General features: G+C 60.2%; 20 protein-coding genes. 19 read left to right on the forward strand and 1 reads right to left on the reverse strand.

The window, feature by feature from the left end; all coding sequences use genetic code 11:
- Positions 1 to 13 precede the first annotated feature (13 nt).
- Positions 14 to 331: a hypothetical protein gene (locus KZO83_RS07615; protein WP_247620350.1), complete on the reverse strand. Its 318-nt coding sequence runs from the start codon at positions 329 to 331 to the stop codon at positions 14 to 16.
- 92 nt (positions 332 to 423) lie between these two features.
- Between KZO83_RS07615 and KZO83_RS07620 the strand changes: the two genes are divergently transcribed.
- The 19 genes from KZO83_RS07620 to KZO83_RS07710 all read left to right on the forward strand — a co-directional run bounded on the left by KZO83_RS07620 (position 424) and on the right by KZO83_RS07710 (position 13,737).
- Positions 424 to 744 carry an HNH endonuclease gene (locus KZO83_RS07620; protein ID WP_247620673.1) on the forward strand — a complete coding sequence of 107 codons (321 nt, stop codon included), beginning with the start codon at positions 424 to 426 and terminating at the stop codon, positions 742 to 744.
- A 164-nt stretch (positions 745 to 908) separates the two neighbouring features.
- The gene (locus KZO83_RS07625) at positions 909 to 1,379 is read left to right on the forward strand and encodes a phage terminase small subunit P27 family (protein WP_247620351.1); all 471 of its coding nucleotides are present in this window, start codon (positions 909 to 911) and stop codon (positions 1,377 to 1,379) included.
- A gap of 6 nt (positions 1,380 to 1,385) precedes the next feature.
- On the forward strand, positions 1,386 to 3,101 hold the full coding sequence (locus tag KZO83_RS07630) for a terminase large subunit (protein ID WP_247620352.1): 1,716 nt from the start codon (positions 1,386 to 1,388) through the stop codon (positions 3,099 to 3,101).
- Positions 3,095 to 3,274 (forward strand): hypothetical protein, encoded by a 180-nt coding sequence (locus tag KZO83_RS07635; RefSeq protein ID WP_247620353.1) that lies wholly within the window; start codon positions 3,095 to 3,097, stop codon positions 3,272 to 3,274. Before KZO83_RS07630 ends, KZO83_RS07635 begins: the two co-directional genes overlap by 7 nt.
- Complete coding sequence (locus KZO83_RS07640) at positions 3,274 to 4,548, forward strand: phage portal protein (protein ID WP_247620354.1); 1,275 nt, start codon at positions 3,274 to 3,276, stop codon at positions 4,546 to 4,548. The genes KZO83_RS07635 and KZO83_RS07640 overlap by 1 nt, the downstream gene beginning before the upstream one ends.
- Positions 4,533 to 5,471 (forward strand): S49 family peptidase, encoded by a 939-nt coding sequence (locus KZO83_RS07645; RefSeq protein WP_247620355.1) that lies wholly within the window; start codon positions 4,533 to 4,535, stop codon positions 5,469 to 5,471. The genes KZO83_RS07640 and KZO83_RS07645 overlap by 16 nt, the downstream gene beginning before the upstream one ends.
- A gap of 78 nt (positions 5,472 to 5,549) precedes the next feature.
- Positions 5,550 to 6,851 carry a phage major capsid protein gene (locus KZO83_RS07650; protein WP_247620356.1) on the forward strand — a complete coding sequence of 434 codons (1,302 nt, stop codon included), beginning with the start codon at positions 5,550 to 5,552 and terminating at the stop codon, positions 6,849 to 6,851.
- 75 nt (positions 6,852 to 6,926) lie between these two features.
- Entirely contained in the window at positions 6,927 to 7,160 is a 234-nt protein-coding gene (locus tag KZO83_RS07655; RefSeq protein WP_247620357.1) for a hypothetical protein, read from the forward strand.
- 62 nt (positions 7,161 to 7,222) lie between these two features.
- Entirely contained in the window at positions 7,223 to 7,783 is a 561-nt protein-coding gene (locus tag KZO83_RS07660; protein ID WP_247620358.1) for a head-tail connector protein, read from the forward strand.
- A 2-nt stretch (positions 7,784 to 7,785) separates the two neighbouring features.
- Positions 7,786 to 8,121, forward strand: coding sequence for a phage head closure protein (locus tag KZO83_RS07665; protein WP_247620359.1), 336 nt, complete (start codon positions 7,786 to 7,788; stop codon positions 8,119 to 8,121).
- The gene (locus tag KZO83_RS07670) at positions 8,108 to 8,650 is read left to right on the forward strand and encodes an HK97-gp10 family putative phage morphogenesis protein (RefSeq protein WP_247620360.1); all 543 of its coding nucleotides are present in this window, start codon (positions 8,108 to 8,110) and stop codon (positions 8,648 to 8,650) included. The genes KZO83_RS07665 and KZO83_RS07670 overlap by 14 nt, the downstream gene beginning before the upstream one ends.
- Positions 8,651 to 8,652: 2 nt before the next feature.
- Positions 8,653 to 9,372, forward strand: coding sequence for a hypothetical protein (locus KZO83_RS07675; protein WP_247620361.1), 720 nt, complete (start codon positions 8,653 to 8,655; stop codon positions 9,370 to 9,372).
- Positions 9,373 to 9,388: 16 nt separating this feature from the next.
- A complete protein-coding gene (locus tag KZO83_RS07680; protein WP_247620362.1) occupies positions 9,389 to 9,574 on the forward strand; it encodes a hypothetical protein in 186 nt (61 codons plus the stop codon).
- Positions 9,561 to 10,502, forward strand: coding sequence for a phage tail tube protein (locus KZO83_RS07685; protein WP_247620363.1), 942 nt, complete (start codon positions 9,561 to 9,563; stop codon positions 10,500 to 10,502). Before KZO83_RS07680 ends, KZO83_RS07685 begins: the two co-directional genes overlap by 14 nt.
- A 94-nt stretch (positions 10,503 to 10,596) precedes the next feature.
- On the forward strand, positions 10,597 to 10,953 hold the full coding sequence (locus KZO83_RS07690) for a hypothetical protein (RefSeq protein ID WP_247620364.1): 357 nt from the start codon (positions 10,597 to 10,599) through the stop codon (positions 10,951 to 10,953).
- Positions 10,954 to 11,030: 77 nt separating this feature from the next.
- Complete coding sequence (locus KZO83_RS16475; RefSeq protein ID WP_418904304.1) at positions 11,031 to 11,282, forward strand: DUF1799 domain-containing protein; 252 nt, start codon at positions 11,031 to 11,033, stop codon at positions 11,280 to 11,282.
- Between the two features lie 191 nt (positions 11,283 to 11,473).
- Positions 11,474 to 11,968 carry a BRO family protein gene (locus tag KZO83_RS07700; protein ID WP_247620366.1) on the forward strand — a complete coding sequence of 165 codons (495 nt, stop codon included), beginning with the start codon at positions 11,474 to 11,476 and terminating at the stop codon, positions 11,966 to 11,968.
- Between the two features lie 337 nt (positions 11,969 to 12,305).
- Complete coding sequence (locus KZO83_RS07705) at positions 12,306 to 13,259, forward strand: phage antirepressor N-terminal domain-containing protein (protein WP_247620367.1); 954 nt, start codon at positions 12,306 to 12,308, stop codon at positions 13,257 to 13,259.
- 82 nt (positions 13,260 to 13,341) lie between these two features.
- On the forward strand, positions 13,342 to 13,737 hold the full coding sequence (locus tag KZO83_RS07710; protein WP_247620368.1) for a hypothetical protein: 396 nt from the start codon (positions 13,342 to 13,344) through the stop codon (positions 13,735 to 13,737).
- The last annotated feature ends 2 nt before the right edge of the window (positions 13,738 to 13,739 follow it).

Genomic DNA, 13,739 nt, shown 5'->3' on the forward strand with positions numbered 1-13,739 from the left:
GTGATAGCTTTACTCAGATAACTTTGACCTCACTTAGGCCAAGAGAATCCTTAAGTGTGACTGGATATTGCATTCCTCTTTGAATGTACTTTTTATTAGTCAAGTCGATGACGAGTAGCTTGTCCTTGCTTTCAAGAAGCTTGGAGTCGAAATATAAGACATGAGAAGCGCCCTGTAAGTCGTAAGAAGATTTGAAGGACAAGAATGAAGTTGTTTCTTCCCAAGGTAATTCGTTAGCGATTTTTTGTGCGGCATCCATTAATGATTTTCGAACTTCTGCGTAGTTATCTCTATCGGAAGATATTTCAAAAGATACAATGTAGTTAGTCATGATTTTCTAGTTCTCTGCGTAGGTTGGTTCGAATAGAAAATATAGGGCCTCTAAAGATGCCATGCAAACCCCCGCGCCCATGCCGCGCCGCCATGTGCCCGCGCAAGACGATATCGGCGAATGGATACTGCGAGGATCACCAGCACCTGGTTGTTGCCTGGCAGAAGTCACGGCAGAAGAGCAGCGGTCGAGGTGGTCGCCCTTGGCGTCGCATCCGAGATCGCATCCTCCAGCGTGACCGATACCTGTGCCAGCTATGCGAACGCAAAGGTGTTATCACTCCCGCGAATGAGGTCGATCACATCGTCAACCGAGAGTCGGGCGGCTCCGACGCCGAATGGAACCTCGAGGCGATCTGCACGCCATGCCACAAGGCCAAGACGGCCCGGGAGTCGCAGGCCGGGCGGTTGTGAGTTGGAATGCACCTCGGTGGTGCATCGAGGATCGAGGGGGAGGGGGAGGTCAAATCCCTGGAGCCTTTCCCCCCCCGGACACCGCCGCCATCATCAGATTTTTATACCCGCGAAATTGAAAAATCAGGTCGGCGGGATTGGTTCTCAGTTGGGAGTGATTGCAAATGACAAAAGGTCGCAAGCCCAAGCCGACCCATTTGAAGGCCGTCCAGGGTAACGCCGGTAAGCGAGCAATTAACCATGACGAGCCTCAGGCCGATGCGCTGAGCGACGTTCCTTTGCCGCCGGAGTGGCTCGACCCGGTCGGTATCGAGATGTGGGAGAAGGTCGCGCCCTGGTTGGTGAGCAGCAAGATTCTCACGGAGTCGGACGTCCCCAACCTCGAGGCCTACTGCGCTGCGTACGCGCGGTGGCGACAGGCCGAGAAGGACATCGCCAAGAATGGCATCACGGTGATGGGCATGAACTCAGAAATAAAGAACCCGGCATGCACCGTGGCCAATGAATCCCTCAAGCAGATGACGACCTTCGGCAGCGCCTTGGGCCTGGATCCCGCCAGTCGGGCTCGCCTGGCAGTGCCGGGCGCGAAGGAAGCAAACAACCCGTTCAAGGACTTGGTGGGTAAGAAGCGATGAGATCGAATGGCCAGCTACCCCAACGTCAACGCCGCGAACAAGTACGCCAGGGACGTCGTGGCTGGCCGGATACCGGCGTGCAAAGAGGTCCGGCAGGCTTGCCAGCGCCATCTGGACGATCTCAAGGCAGCGAAGTCCCGGTCGTTTCCGTACCGGTTCGACCGCGACGCCGCTGAACACGCCAGCGTCTTCATCCAACTGCTGCCTCACACCAAGGGGCGCTGGGCGCGCGAGAAGCAGCTGGTCTCCCTAGAGCCTTGGCAGCTATTCATCGTCTGCGCCATCTTCGGCTGGCTGAAGAAGAAGACCGGGCTGCGGCGGTTCAGCGAGGCCTACATCGAGGTCGAGCGCAAGAATGGCAAGTCGGTGCTGGCCGCGGCCATCGCCAACTACATGCTGTGTGCCGATGGCGAATACGGCGCCGAGGTCTACTGCGGGGCGACCACCGAGAAGCAGGCCTGGGAGGTGTTCCGCCCGGCCCGGCTGATGCTTAAAAAGTCGCCAGCCCTGGTCAGTGCGGCTGGCATCGAGGTGATGGCCAAGAACATCTCGATCCCGGAGGACGGCAGCCGCCTCGAGCCGCTAATCGGCGATCCTGGCGACGGCTCATCGCCCAGCTGCTCGCTGGTCGATGAGTTCCACGAGCACCAGAGCCCGAACCTCTACGACACCATGCTCACCGGCATGGGGGCTCGCGACCAGGGGCTGATGTTCATCATCACCACCGCCGGCTTCAACCTGGCAGGACCGTGCTACGACAAGCGACGCCAAGTGCAGCAGATGCTCTCAGGCGCACTGCCTAACGATGAACTGTTCGGGATTATCTACACGATCGACCAGGGTGACGACTGGCAAGATCCGGCGGTGCTGCGCAAGGCGAATCCCAACTTCGGCGTCTCCGTCTCCGAGGAGTTTCTGCTCAAGGCGCAGCGTGACGCCATCCGCTACCCGAGTCGCCAGAATTCTTTCCTGACGAAGCACCTCAACGTCTGGGTCAGCGCCCGGACGGCTTGGCTGAACATGGCGGACTGGCACTCGTCTGGCGACGACGGTCTGACACTCGACGATTTCGAAGGGCAGGAGTGTTGGCTAGGTGTCGACCTCGCCAGCAAGACAGACATCGCCGCCATTGCGCTGCTGTTTCGCGATGAGATTGAGGATAAGAACGGTCGAGCCAAGACGCGCTGGACCGTCTTCGTGCGCAGCTACTTGCCGGAAGGCGCGGTTGAGCGCGCGAGTAACAACCGTGCCGCTTATGAAAGTTGGGTGAACAGTGGCGATCTGATCACTACCGACGGCGAAGAGCTCGACTTCGACATCATTCGCGAGGACATCAAGGACCTCGCTGGGCGCTTCGACATCCAGGAGATTGCCTACGACCCATGGCGCGCCACGCAGCTTGCCCATCAGCTGATGAAGGACGGCGCCGAGGTCATCGAATACCGCAACACGGTGCAGAACATGAGCCCCGCGATGCGCGAGATGGAGGCTGCCATTACCGGCAGTCGCTGGCGTCACAGCGCCGACCCGGTTCTCACCTGGATGGCTTCTAACGTGGTCGCCAAGTCCGATGCGAAGGACAACATCTACCCGCGCAAAGAGAAGGAAGAGAACAAGATCGACGGCATCATCGCGATCCTCATGGCGCTGGGCCGTGCGGTGCTCACCGAGAATGACGAGGCCGAGCAATCCATTTACGACACGACGGACGTTACATGCTGACTTCCCTAATCATCTTCCTGATCGGGCTGATCGGCGCCGCACTGGTGTCGTTCGGCACCTGGCTGATGGTGCCTGCTGCCGGTTACATCGTCGCTGGGGTGCTGTGCCTGTCATGGTCATGGCTCGCCTCACGCGCTGCTGGACGTCAGGCGCCGCCGCAGGAGGGTGACTGATGTTCTGGCCCGGCCTATTTACAACCGCTGCAGGCGGACACCAACGCAAAAACACTGACTGGACCGGCTGGGTGAGCTCAGTCACCGGCCGTCAGAGTAGCGCGGGCACCATGGTGAACACCGAATCAGCGCTCGCTGTTGGCGCGTTACGCGCGTGCGTGACGCTGCTGGCGGAATCCGTGGCCCAACTTCCCTGCGAACTTTACCGGCGGGACGGTGACGGCGGGCGTGATCGTGCTGTTGATCACCCGATCTATGATCTCGTTCACAGCCAGCCGAATCGCAAGGACACCTCGTTCGAGTATTACGAGCAGGCTCAGGGATGCCTCGGGCTGGAAGGCAATCATTTCTCACTGATCGAACGTGACGAGCGTGGGTACCCGACTGAGCTGATCCCCATTCACCCGAAGAAAGTACGAGTGCTCAAAGGCCCGGATGGCATGCCGTATTACCACCTGGTCGAGGTCGACGAGGTGGTGCCGATGCGCATGATGCATCACATCAAAGCGTTCTCGGTGGATGGTTACGTCGGTCTATCACCGATCGCCACCAACTCTGATGTGATCGGACTTGGCCTCGCCACTGAGCAACATGCCGCCGCCGTCTTTCAGCGCGGCGCCACGATGTCTGGTGTGATCGAGCGCCCCAGAGAATCGGAAGGCATCAAGGACCAGGCAGCAGTAGACCGGCTATTGAATAAGTTCACCGAGCGCCATGGGGGCGGACTGAGGAATGCGTTCTCGGTAGCGCTTCTCCAAGAGGGCATGACCTACAAGCAGCTCTCGATGGACAACGAAAAGGCGCAGCTGCTCGAGTCGCGCAACTTCTCTATCAATGAGGTTTGCCGTCTGTACAAAGTGCCGCCGCACATGGTCCAGCAGCTCGACAAGGCCACCTTTAACAACATCGAACACCAAGGGCTGCAGTATGTCATCTACACCCTACTGCCCTGGGTGAAGCGCATTGAAGCGGCAATGATGCGCGACCTGCTGCTGCCGGAAGAGCGCAAGCAGCTTTACATCGAGTTCAATGTCGGCGGCCTACTGCGCGGTGATCAGAAGTCGCGCTATGAGTCCTATGCCCTCGGGCGCCAATGGGGATGGTTGTCGGTCAACGATATCCGGCGCTTGGAGAATATGCCGCCGATCTCAGGTGGTGACCGCTACCTCACGCCCATGAACATGAACGACTCCGGCAACATTCAGCAGTCGATCAATGCCACGCCCGAGCAAATGAAGGAAATCGAGGGGATCATCCAATGTCGCACGCCCTGATCAACTATCCACACATTGCGTCGATGGTGTTCGATACACCGCTCTACGCGACGCCCACGCTGGTCCAGTCCGTGCGCTCGGTCCTTGAGCCGCGCCTGCTCGGCAAAGCCACAGATCTCCCCGATGGCATCAACCTCGGGAGTGATACGCCTGAAGAGCGCGAGATGCAGCATCTTCAGGTAGTCGGCCGCATGGCGATCATTCCCGTGCACGGCGTGCTGGTCGCCCGCCGCGGCACCATCAACGCGGCATGCGAAGAGCTGGTGTCCTATGAACGCCTGCGCACGCAAATTACCGCTGCGCTCAATCATGAGTTCGTCGAGGAAATCGTGCTCGATTTCCATACCGGCGGTGGCCACGCCATGGGGTGCAAGGAACTGGCGGATTTCATTCGTGCCAGTACCGCGACCAAGCCGATCACGGCGCTTGTCAATTTCGCGGCTTACTCAGCGGGTTACTTCCTCGCGGCGGCTTGTTCACGCATCGTCTGCAGCCCGACGGCTGGCGTTGGCTCCATCGGCGTCATTATCGAAACGTTCGAAGTGAGTCGCATGGAAGAAGAGGCCGGGATCGTCTTCAACACCTTCTTCCGTGGTGACCACAAGAACGACGGCTCCCCGCACGAGCCGATCACCGACCAAGCCGTCGCCGAGATCAACCACAAGCTCGACGTCCATTACACGGTGTTCACCGACGCGATTGCCGCCTATCGCGGCATGAGCACGGATGAAGTGGTCTCCACGCAAGCGCGGCTCTATACCGCCGAGGATGCGCTGGCGGCCAAACTGATTGATGAGATCGCACCCGCCCAAGATGCGGTGGACGCCATCGCGCAACGCTACTCCAGCCAATCCAGCAATACCGGTCCAGTTCGAAGCATCCGAGCACAAGCTCGGGCGCTCGACGCCCAGTGTCAGCTCTAGCCGAGCGGCGGAGCGACAACCACAGGCGGCCATTGGGTCGCTTTTTTTATGCCCGTGAATCCTCAAGGAGACGCCACGATGCCTTCGATTGAAGAACTCCGCCGCGAGCGCGCCGAGGTCAATGATCAGATCCAAGCGCTGGCCAAGCAGGAAGAAGAGAGCGGCGAGCTCAGTGCCGAGCAGCTCGAGCAGTTCGAGAAGCTGTCCAAGCAATTCGACGACACCAGCGCCAAGCTTGGGCGTGCCGAACGTACCGAACGCATGAATGCCACTGCCTCAACGCCTGTCGAGAGCTACGGCGGTCGCGGCCCGGCAGTGCACACCAAGCCCGAGCTCAAGCAGTATGTCGGCGCTACCGCCGCGCGCATGGCCATGTCCATGGCCGCCGGTCGGGGCGATATGCAGCTCGCCGCTCAGTTCGCGCGTAACGAGATCGGTGATGACGATGTCGCCATGGCAGTAGAGACCGCCGCTGGCTCAGGTGGGTCATTGGTACCGCAGAACATGCACGATGAGATTATCGAGCTGCTGCGGCCCAAGACCATCGTGCGTTCGCTGGGTGCCCAGACCATGCCGCTACCCAACGGTAACCTCAGCCTGCCGCGCATGGCCTCTGGTGCCACGTCGAGCTATGTGGGCGAGGGCAGTGACGTGCTGGCCAGCGAGGGCGGTACCGACGACGTCGCGCTGAACGCCAAGACCATGATCACCATGGTGCCGTTCTCGAATCAGCTGATCGGTCGTGCCGGCTTCAACGTCGAACAGATGTTCCTCAACGACATGCTGTCCAGCATGGCGGTGCGTGAAGACAAGGCGTTCTTGCGCGATGACGGGTCCAGCGATACCCCCACCGGCTTCTCCAAGATTTGTCGCGACGAAGGGCGCGTCGTTCCATGGGACAGCGCCGACGCCAAAGACATGGCTGCCATCGACGCCTATCTCGACCGACTGATCCTGACGCTGATGGAGAGCGATAGCCTGCTGATGCGTCCGGGCTGGGGTATGTCACCGCGCACCTACATGAAGCTTTTCGGCTTGCGAGATGGCAACGGGAACAAGGTTTATCCGGAAATGGCCAACGGTGAGCTGAAGGGCTGGCCGATCCGTCACACCACTACCATTCCCAACAACCTCGATACCTCAGAAGCCGGCAACAGTAACGAAAGCGAGATCTACTTCGCGGACTGGAACGATGTGGTGATCGGTGAAAGCGACACCATGACCATCGACTTCAGTCGCGAGGCTACCTACAAGGATGCCAACGACAACCTGGTTAGCGCCTTCTCGCGCAACCAATCGCTGCTGCGTGTCGTGAAAGAGCACGACGTGGCGTTCCGTCATCCCGAAGGGCTGGTACTCGGCAGCGAAGTGCCTTGGTAAGCCATCCTCGTGACAATCGCCCGGTGATGAGCCGGGCGTAGTCTGCTTCTCACCTGACCATCAAGGAATTATCCCATGGCCACTACCCAGAAAGACTCTCGCAAGCTGACCTCCATGACGTTCAAACGCCCCTGGCATCGTTATACGAAAGGCGACCGCGCCGGGTTCGAGCCTGAGCGTGCCAAGCAACTGGAAGAGCGGAAGATCGCCGTACCGACTGCCAGCCTCAAGAAAGACGCTGGCGGCGAGACCAAAGCCAGCAACAGCAACAGCAACAGCAAAAGCGAAAGCGCCGCCGATAAGGCCTGACGCCCTTAACACGGCCGCCGTATAGCGGTGGTCGTGATTCCGAATTCTGAGCGAGTGCCCGCATGATCGAACTTGCCGATGCCAAGCTCCACCTGCGATTGATCGACAGTCGTGACGACGCGGATAGCTACACCGCCGAGGACACGCTGATTCAGGCGTTGATCGATGCGGCCGTTCGCTACGCCGAGAACCACACGCAAGCACGGATCGCATCGCCCACTGTTTCAAAGGTGCTCGACGGGTTCCCCGCCCAGGATGGGGCTATTGAGCTTCCCTGGTCGCCGGTGATCGCCATCGAGAGCCTCGAATATGTCGACCCCGAGGGCGTGGAACAGACGCTCGACGCCTCGACGTTGCGTCTCGACACCCGGCCGATCATGCCAACGCTGTCACCTCAGTATGGCAGCGACTGGCCACGAACGATCGACGAGCCCGAGTCGGTGACAATCAGCGCCACCGTGGGATACGAAACCATCCCGCCCGATATTCGTGTCGCGCTGCTGTTGCTGGTGGGGCACTGGTACGAAAACCGCGAGCAGGTCATCACCGGGACCATCACCAGCGAGGTGCCGATGGGGGTCGCCGCGCTGCTGGCGCCGTACCGCATTCACGCCGTGGGGTGACCATGAGAGCTGGACGACTACGCCATCGGGTGACGCTTCAGCGACCCGTCGATGGCGCTAAGGACCAATACAACCAACCGACGGAAAGCTTTGAACAAGTCGCCACGGTTTGGGCGTCGGTCGAGCCCCTTCGGGGCCGTGAGTTCTTCGAAGCGCAGCAGGTCAACTCCGAGATCACTACCCGCATTCGTTGCCGTTACCGTCGGGACCTGGCCGGCGTAGAGGTGAACGAGTGGCGTATTGAATATCGCGGCCGCACCTATGAAATAGACGGCCCGCCTATCAATTCCCGCATGGAAGATCGCCAACTGGAGTTCATGTGCCATGAACGGCTTTGAGATCTCAATCAGTGAAGAGGGCGCCGAAGCAATCCGTAAGCGGCTCGCAGGGCTCGAGGCAGAGCTTCAAAGCCGAGCCGTTCGTGCAGGCCTCAACCGTGCCGGCAAGCCGATACTCCAGACCATGCAGCAGCTGGTGCCGGTCAGTCAGGGCGAGGATGGCGGGGAGCTTAAGCAATCCCTGGCCCGTCGGTCACTATCCAAGAACGCGCGCGGCCGGCTCGGTCTTGCCGAAGGCACGGTCGCTGTGCGCATCGGGCCGATCAAGAAGGTCAACAGCTATAGCCAGGCTTACGTCGGCCGCCTCGTCGAGCACGGCGTAGAACCCAGCACGCGCAAGGTATTTCGGCGCATCGGAGGCACCCACAACCTCAAGCGCCGCTACGCCCATATCCGCGCCTACACCTATAAGCACCCGGGGCAAAAGGCCCAGCCGTTCATGGCGCCCGCATTGAAGCGCAACGCTTCACAATTCCAGAGCCGCTTCTACGACGGCATGGCGGCCTACCTCAAGCGTAAGGGGGTTTGATCATGCTGCAGGCCATCATCGACCGGCTAACTGCCGAGGGCATCGACGCCAACTTGTCGAGCAAAGCGGACCCCAGCCTCGCCGACACCGCCGTCACCATGGTCGAGCTGCTCAATCCGCTGGTGTCATCCCGCGCCTACCCGCTGACGCTTCCGGAGAAAGAGCCGTTGCCGAATGCGGTGTACCAGCCCATGGCGCGAAACTTCCTCGATGCTGATGGCTACCTGGTAGGGCGCGTCGATATCTACATGGTCACGCTGCGCGGCGAGCGTTTCGCCGATCTGCAGGACCTCAGCGCCGGGCTGGACACCGCCGTTTCACAGCACACCGGTGTCGACTCCATCGAGATCACCGACGCCGCCCAGGAGTACGAGAACGAACAGCAGCAGTATCAGGCGCACTTCGAGATCCAGGTCGCCACGCTCTCGACACAAGCCCCCGCGCTGCCTGCCGCGTTCGTGTACACCGTATCCAGCGAGGCCGACCCGCCCCGCACGACCTGCCGCCACCAGACCGTGACCGAGTACGTCGCCGTGGTGCTGGTGGCCAACCAGCAGGAGATCGAAGCGCTGAGCAAGCAGGCCGTTAGCGCGTTGATCGGCCTGGAGCAGCCTGGTGCCATCACCCCGCTTGAAGACGTCGGCGGCCAGCAGGTCGCCGTCTCCGGGCGGCACGTCTACTGGCGCGAGCTGATGCGGTGGCAGCGCCGCATCCCAACCTGAAACCTCGGAGGTCACTATGCCCGCACGTAAAGGCGGCAGCTATGTCATGAAGAACGGTGCGCCGACGCTGAAGCAACGTACGAAACCAGCGTCGCGCAAACCGAAAACCGGGGCCGACAGCGGGAAGAAAGCGAAGCCGGCCAAGCCCAATACCGCGCCGAGCGCGGACGTGAAGAAGGAGAGCGACAATGCTGACGCGTAAGACGTTCGCGCTCGTTAAGATCGAAGAGGAATACGGTGTCGACCCGGGCCTGACGGTCGACGACATGCTGGCGCTGACCGACGTCAGCGGCACCCGCTACGGCGGCAACACCACAGACCGCACGCGCATGCGGCCCTCGCTCGGCGGGTTCGCTCAGATCAACACCGGCCCCAACGCCCAGGTCACGTTGACGGCACCCCTCAAGGGCGCCGGCACCCCCGGCGACGTGCCGGAAAGTGGCGCCTTGCTGCGCGCTTGTGGCCACTCCGAAACGATCACTGCCGACGATGGATCCGGCACCGGCAATGTGGTCTACCAGCCCGTTTCCGAGGATTTCGAATCGGTCACGGTCTACTGGATCACCGATAACCAGGTCCAGCGCATCACCGGCGCTCGCGGTACCGCAACGCTCAACCTAACGGCCGGTAGCGATCCCACAATCGAAGTGGCGCTGACCGGTGCTTACACGCGCCCCGAGGAATTCGAACTCACTGGCGAGTACGAGGAAACTCTGACTGAAGTGCCGGTGAACGAGCAGAACACCAGCGACTACTCCGTTCACGGCTACGAGGGGTGTGGTCAGTCCCTGACGGTCACGCAGAACAATACCGTCACATGGCGCAACCTCATCAACTGCGTGGGCGCCCACATCACCGACCGGCAAAGCACCGGCCAGGTGAATATCGAAGCCCCGGATCTCGCGACCAAGGACTATTTCGCCGAGATCGAATCGCATCAAGCGGTGAAGACCGGTGCCATCGCGCTCACGCACGGGACAGCCGCCGGCAATATCTTCGAGTTCAACGCGCCCGCCGCGCAGCTCTCGTCAATCAGTGACCAGGACCAGGACGGCTACGTCCACTACCAGATGGACGCTCGGTTCCTGCCCGTCAACGGCGACGACGAGTACACCCTCACGTTCCGTTGATCTCATCCACCCTTGGATAGCAGACCCTTTTGCGCAAAGCGTCGCCGGCCCATCCGGCGGCGCTTCTTTTTGCCCCATAAATCAGGAGACCAACATGGGCATCGTGATCGTCAAGCAACCCACTGCCACCGTCGAGATGGACGTCGACGTTCCCCAGGTCGGACAGCTCGGCTACGACGTCACCTGGACACTGCTGACCGCCGATGAACTCAAGGCGCTCGAAGAGAGCAAGCGCGACATCGTCGACGTGATCGTCGAACACTGCAAAGGCATCGAAGGCCCTCGGGGGCTCGACGAAAGTGATGCCCCGAAGAAACACCAAAGCACCGTGGCAAAAATCGACGAAGACGGCCTTCGTGAGATCCTCCAGATCAACTACTACCGCCGCGCCCTCGCGCAGAGCTTCTTCGCCACCCAGCAGGGCCGGGCAGTCTACGCGGCAAAAAACTGAAAGACCTCGGTGCCAGCTGGGCTGGCGGCGGGCACCGGGGGAGTCTCAAGGAAAAGGCTGCGCTGATCGGCATCAAGATCAAGGAGCGCTACGCGCGCTCCAACGATACTGAGCTATGGCCGGAGCACCGCGAGGCGTACGAGACGTTCTGCGCATGTGCCACCCAATGGCGCGTGATCGCGGGCATGGGCGGCGCCATCCACCAAGGCATCGACTACACCGCCTTGGAATCCGTCATGCGCATGCGCGGCATCGAAGATCAAGCGTCCCGCCTCGACCAGATCCAGCACATAGAGAGCGGGGCGCTTGGTGTGATCAACAAGCGTTGACAGAAAACCCTTCCACACCTTCGACACGCTGGCCGCTCCCTCGGCTGGCATCTTTTGTGAGCGCCATTCACACGGCGCGTAAACCATGGAGCCCTTGCGGGATGAGTCCATTGGGGTCGGCAGTGGTGTCGAGCTCCATGGTCTGCCTGTACCCGTGTGAACAATGGGCTCATCGCCAGAAGGACGACATCATGCAAACGATGGTATTCGACGGTACCGAGATTGACCTGATCACTTGCGACGGCGAGGTCTGGGCAAGGGGTCCCCAAATTGGGGATGCCTTGGGCTACAAGGACAGCAGCGCAGTGAGCCGAATCTACTCTCGCAACAAGGACGAGTTCACCGACACCATGACCTGCACGGTCAAATTGACCGACCAGCATGGGCAGCTCAAGGAAGTCCGAGTCTTCTCCCTGCGAGGCGCACACCTAGTCGCCATGTTCGCCCGCACGCCGAAAGCCAAGGCCTTCCGGCGCTGGGTGTTGGATGTGCTCGACACCATCACCCAGGGTGGCGAGTACGTGCGTCGCAAGTGGGAGGCAGCGAGTCAGGCGCTTGAAGACCGGCGCGAGCAAGCAAGCGCGGAAGGACGCGGATTGGCCGCCTGGCGCTGGGAAAAGCAGCCGATGGAATGTGCCGAGCGCTATTGGCGCGAGCGGACGCAGCTTTGCCTGGCACTGCACTGAACATTTATACACCGCCACCAGGCGGGCCCCATTGGCCAGGCGGTTCTGGTATCGTGCACACGGTCGCGTTCTTGACGCCTGCGCCTGGCTGGGCCACTATTCTCGTGCCGCTGCAAAATCAGTGGCCGGGTGTGGAAGCCCGATGAGGTAATCGCAGGCGCACGGCGCCCTAGGCGCTTTTTTTGTGTTTGCCCGTTATGGCGGGCCGTGCGCGGGAGGCCTTCGGGCCTGCCGGGTTTCCCTGTGATTCCCCCGGTCTTCCACCCCGCGTACGGTCCGCCCCCAATCATGTGGAAGTGAGGTGGCGGACCCTGAATCAAATCCAGGGAGCTACACCATGACTGCTATCACCGCTTCACCCGTTACCGTTGATTTCCACGGCACCGCCATCCCGACCTTCAACGTCGAAGGCATTGTGCGTGTGGCCATGAAGCCGATCTGCGATGGCATTGGCCTTCAATGGCAAGCCCAGTTCAACCGCATCAAGCGCCACCCGGTGCTCTCCAAAGGGGTATCCATGATGGATATACCTTCGAAGGGCGGCATCCAGAAGTACCTCACGCTGCCGTTGAACAAGCTCAACGGCTGGCTGTTCGGCATCGACACCAACCGGGTCAAGCCAGAAATTCGCAAGCTCCTCGTCGCGTATCAGGCCGAATGCTTCGACGTGCTGGCGGACTACTGGCAGAAGGGCGAAGCGGTCAACCCGCGCGCCACCACCATCGCCGAGCGTCGTCCGCTCAATCGTGCCGTGCGCACCCTGGCCAATCTGCGCAGTGTGCGCGGCCAGTCCGCCGACTACGCCGGCATGTGGAAACTGGTCAACGGCTACCTGGGCATCGAGCATATCGACGAGGCCACCCAGAAACAGGTTGAGCACGCCATGGCATTCGTGCAGGAAGGTATCGAGCGCGAGACCTCACGCATCGTCGAGGGCGAATGGCTGGGCCGAGACGCTGCCCCGGCGCCCGCCGCGATCACGCTCGACTACCCGCTCACGCGGCAGTGGAACGAGTGGCAAGAGCATCAGCTGATCGGCGGCGATGCCATGTATCACTCCGACCTGCGGCGCTTGGTCCAGCAACTGCTGGAAGCATCGCGCACGGGTGCCATGGTGCAGGTGGGGCGAGTCGATAACATCCAATCGGAACTGAAAGCGCTGGCCAACCTGTGTGAGGTGCAGGGCATCCAGAAGCGAGCTGCGCAATCCCGGCTTGCCCGTGTCGAGAACTTCGTCGGCGCGCTGGCCAAGACCACACAGTGCATGCAAAGCGCGGTGTCGGGCCGGTAACGGCCCCGCCCTCTAGATTGTCGGCCGTTTCCCCTGCTATGTTGCTTTGGGTAAACATAAAGCAATATACGCAGGGGGCGGCATGGCCAAAACACCACTAGACCCACACGGGCAACCTGTCACAAGGCAACTGAGCTTGCCGCGTAAAAAATTAATATCAATTTTGATTCTTATGATTGTATCTTCTGTCTCATATGCTAAAGATTGCAATCAGGAAGAAGCGAAAGATGAGTGGCGAAATCTCGAACAAAAAAAAGTGGTTGGAGGTGTTGGTTTTATAAACAAACTGCCTACCGTGTCAGTAGATGAATCAACATGGCGGCAGGTTTCCTATGGAGCAAGAGTCGGTTTGGTGGAACTCCTGGATTGCATCGTGATGGGTCCGGAAGAAAGCTTCACTAAAATTCAGGTTGTTAATTTTGGTGGTAGGCCATTGGCCGTTTGGGATGCAATATCCAGAGAGTTCGATTTTAAATAGCA

It is taken from the genome of Chromohalobacter moromii (assembly GCF_023091865.1).
Taxonomy (GTDB): domain Bacteria; phylum Pseudomonadota; class Gammaproteobacteria; order Pseudomonadales; family Halomonadaceae; genus Chromohalobacter; species Chromohalobacter moromii.

Bases quoted from the DNA above. Each gene is read 5' to 3' on its own strand.
- KZO83_RS07615 (WP_247620350.1), bottom strand. From the start codon at position 331: ATGACTAACTACATTGTATCTTTTGAAATATCTTCCGATAGAGATAAC.
- KZO83_RS07620 (WP_247620673.1), top strand. From the start codon at position 424: ATGTGCCCGCGCAAGACGATATCGGCGAATGGATACTGCGAGGATCAC.
- KZO83_RS07625 (WP_247620351.1), top strand. From the start codon at position 909: ATGACAAAAGGTCGCAAGCCCAAGCCGACCCATTTGAAGGCCGTCCAG.
- KZO83_RS07630 (WP_247620352.1), top strand. From the start codon at position 1,386: ATGGCCAGCTACCCCAACGTCAACGCCGCGAACAAGTACGCCAGGGAC.
- KZO83_RS07635 (WP_247620353.1), top strand. From the start codon at position 3,095: ATGCTGACTTCCCTAATCATCTTCCTGATCGGGCTGATCGGCGCCGCA.
- KZO83_RS07640 (WP_247620354.1), top strand. From the start codon at position 3,274: ATGTTCTGGCCCGGCCTATTTACAACCGCTGCAGGCGGACACCAACGC.
- KZO83_RS07645 (WP_247620355.1), top strand. From the start codon at position 4,533: ATGTCGCACGCCCTGATCAACTATCCACACATTGCGTCGATGGTGTTC.
- KZO83_RS07650 (WP_247620356.1), top strand. From the start codon at position 5,550: ATGCCTTCGATTGAAGAACTCCGCCGCGAGCGCGCCGAGGTCAATGAT.
- KZO83_RS07655 (WP_247620357.1), top strand. From the start codon at position 6,927: ATGGCCACTACCCAGAAAGACTCTCGCAAGCTGACCTCCATGACGTTC.
- KZO83_RS07660 (WP_247620358.1), top strand. From the start codon at position 7,223: ATGATCGAACTTGCCGATGCCAAGCTCCACCTGCGATTGATCGACAGT.
- KZO83_RS07665 (WP_247620359.1), top strand. From the start codon at position 7,786: ATGAGAGCTGGACGACTACGCCATCGGGTGACGCTTCAGCGACCCGTC.
- KZO83_RS07670 (WP_247620360.1), top strand. From the start codon at position 8,108: ATGAACGGCTTTGAGATCTCAATCAGTGAAGAGGGCGCCGAAGCAATC.
- KZO83_RS07675 (WP_247620361.1), top strand. From the start codon at position 8,653: ATGCTGCAGGCCATCATCGACCGGCTAACTGCCGAGGGCATCGACGCC.
- KZO83_RS07680 (WP_247620362.1), top strand. From the start codon at position 9,389: ATGCCCGCACGTAAAGGCGGCAGCTATGTCATGAAGAACGGTGCGCCG.
- KZO83_RS07685 (WP_247620363.1), top strand. From the start codon at position 9,561: ATGCTGACGCGTAAGACGTTCGCGCTCGTTAAGATCGAAGAGGAATAC.
- KZO83_RS07690 (WP_247620364.1), top strand. From the start codon at position 10,597: ATGGGCATCGTGATCGTCAAGCAACCCACTGCCACCGTCGAGATGGAC.
- KZO83_RS07700 (WP_247620366.1), top strand. From the start codon at position 11,474: ATGCAAACGATGGTATTCGACGGTACCGAGATTGACCTGATCACTTGC.
- KZO83_RS07705 (WP_247620367.1), top strand. From the start codon at position 12,306: ATGACTGCTATCACCGCTTCACCCGTTACCGTTGATTTCCACGGCACC.
- KZO83_RS07710 (WP_247620368.1), top strand. From the start codon at position 13,342: ATGGCCAAAACACCACTAGACCCACACGGGCAACCTGTCACAAGGCAA.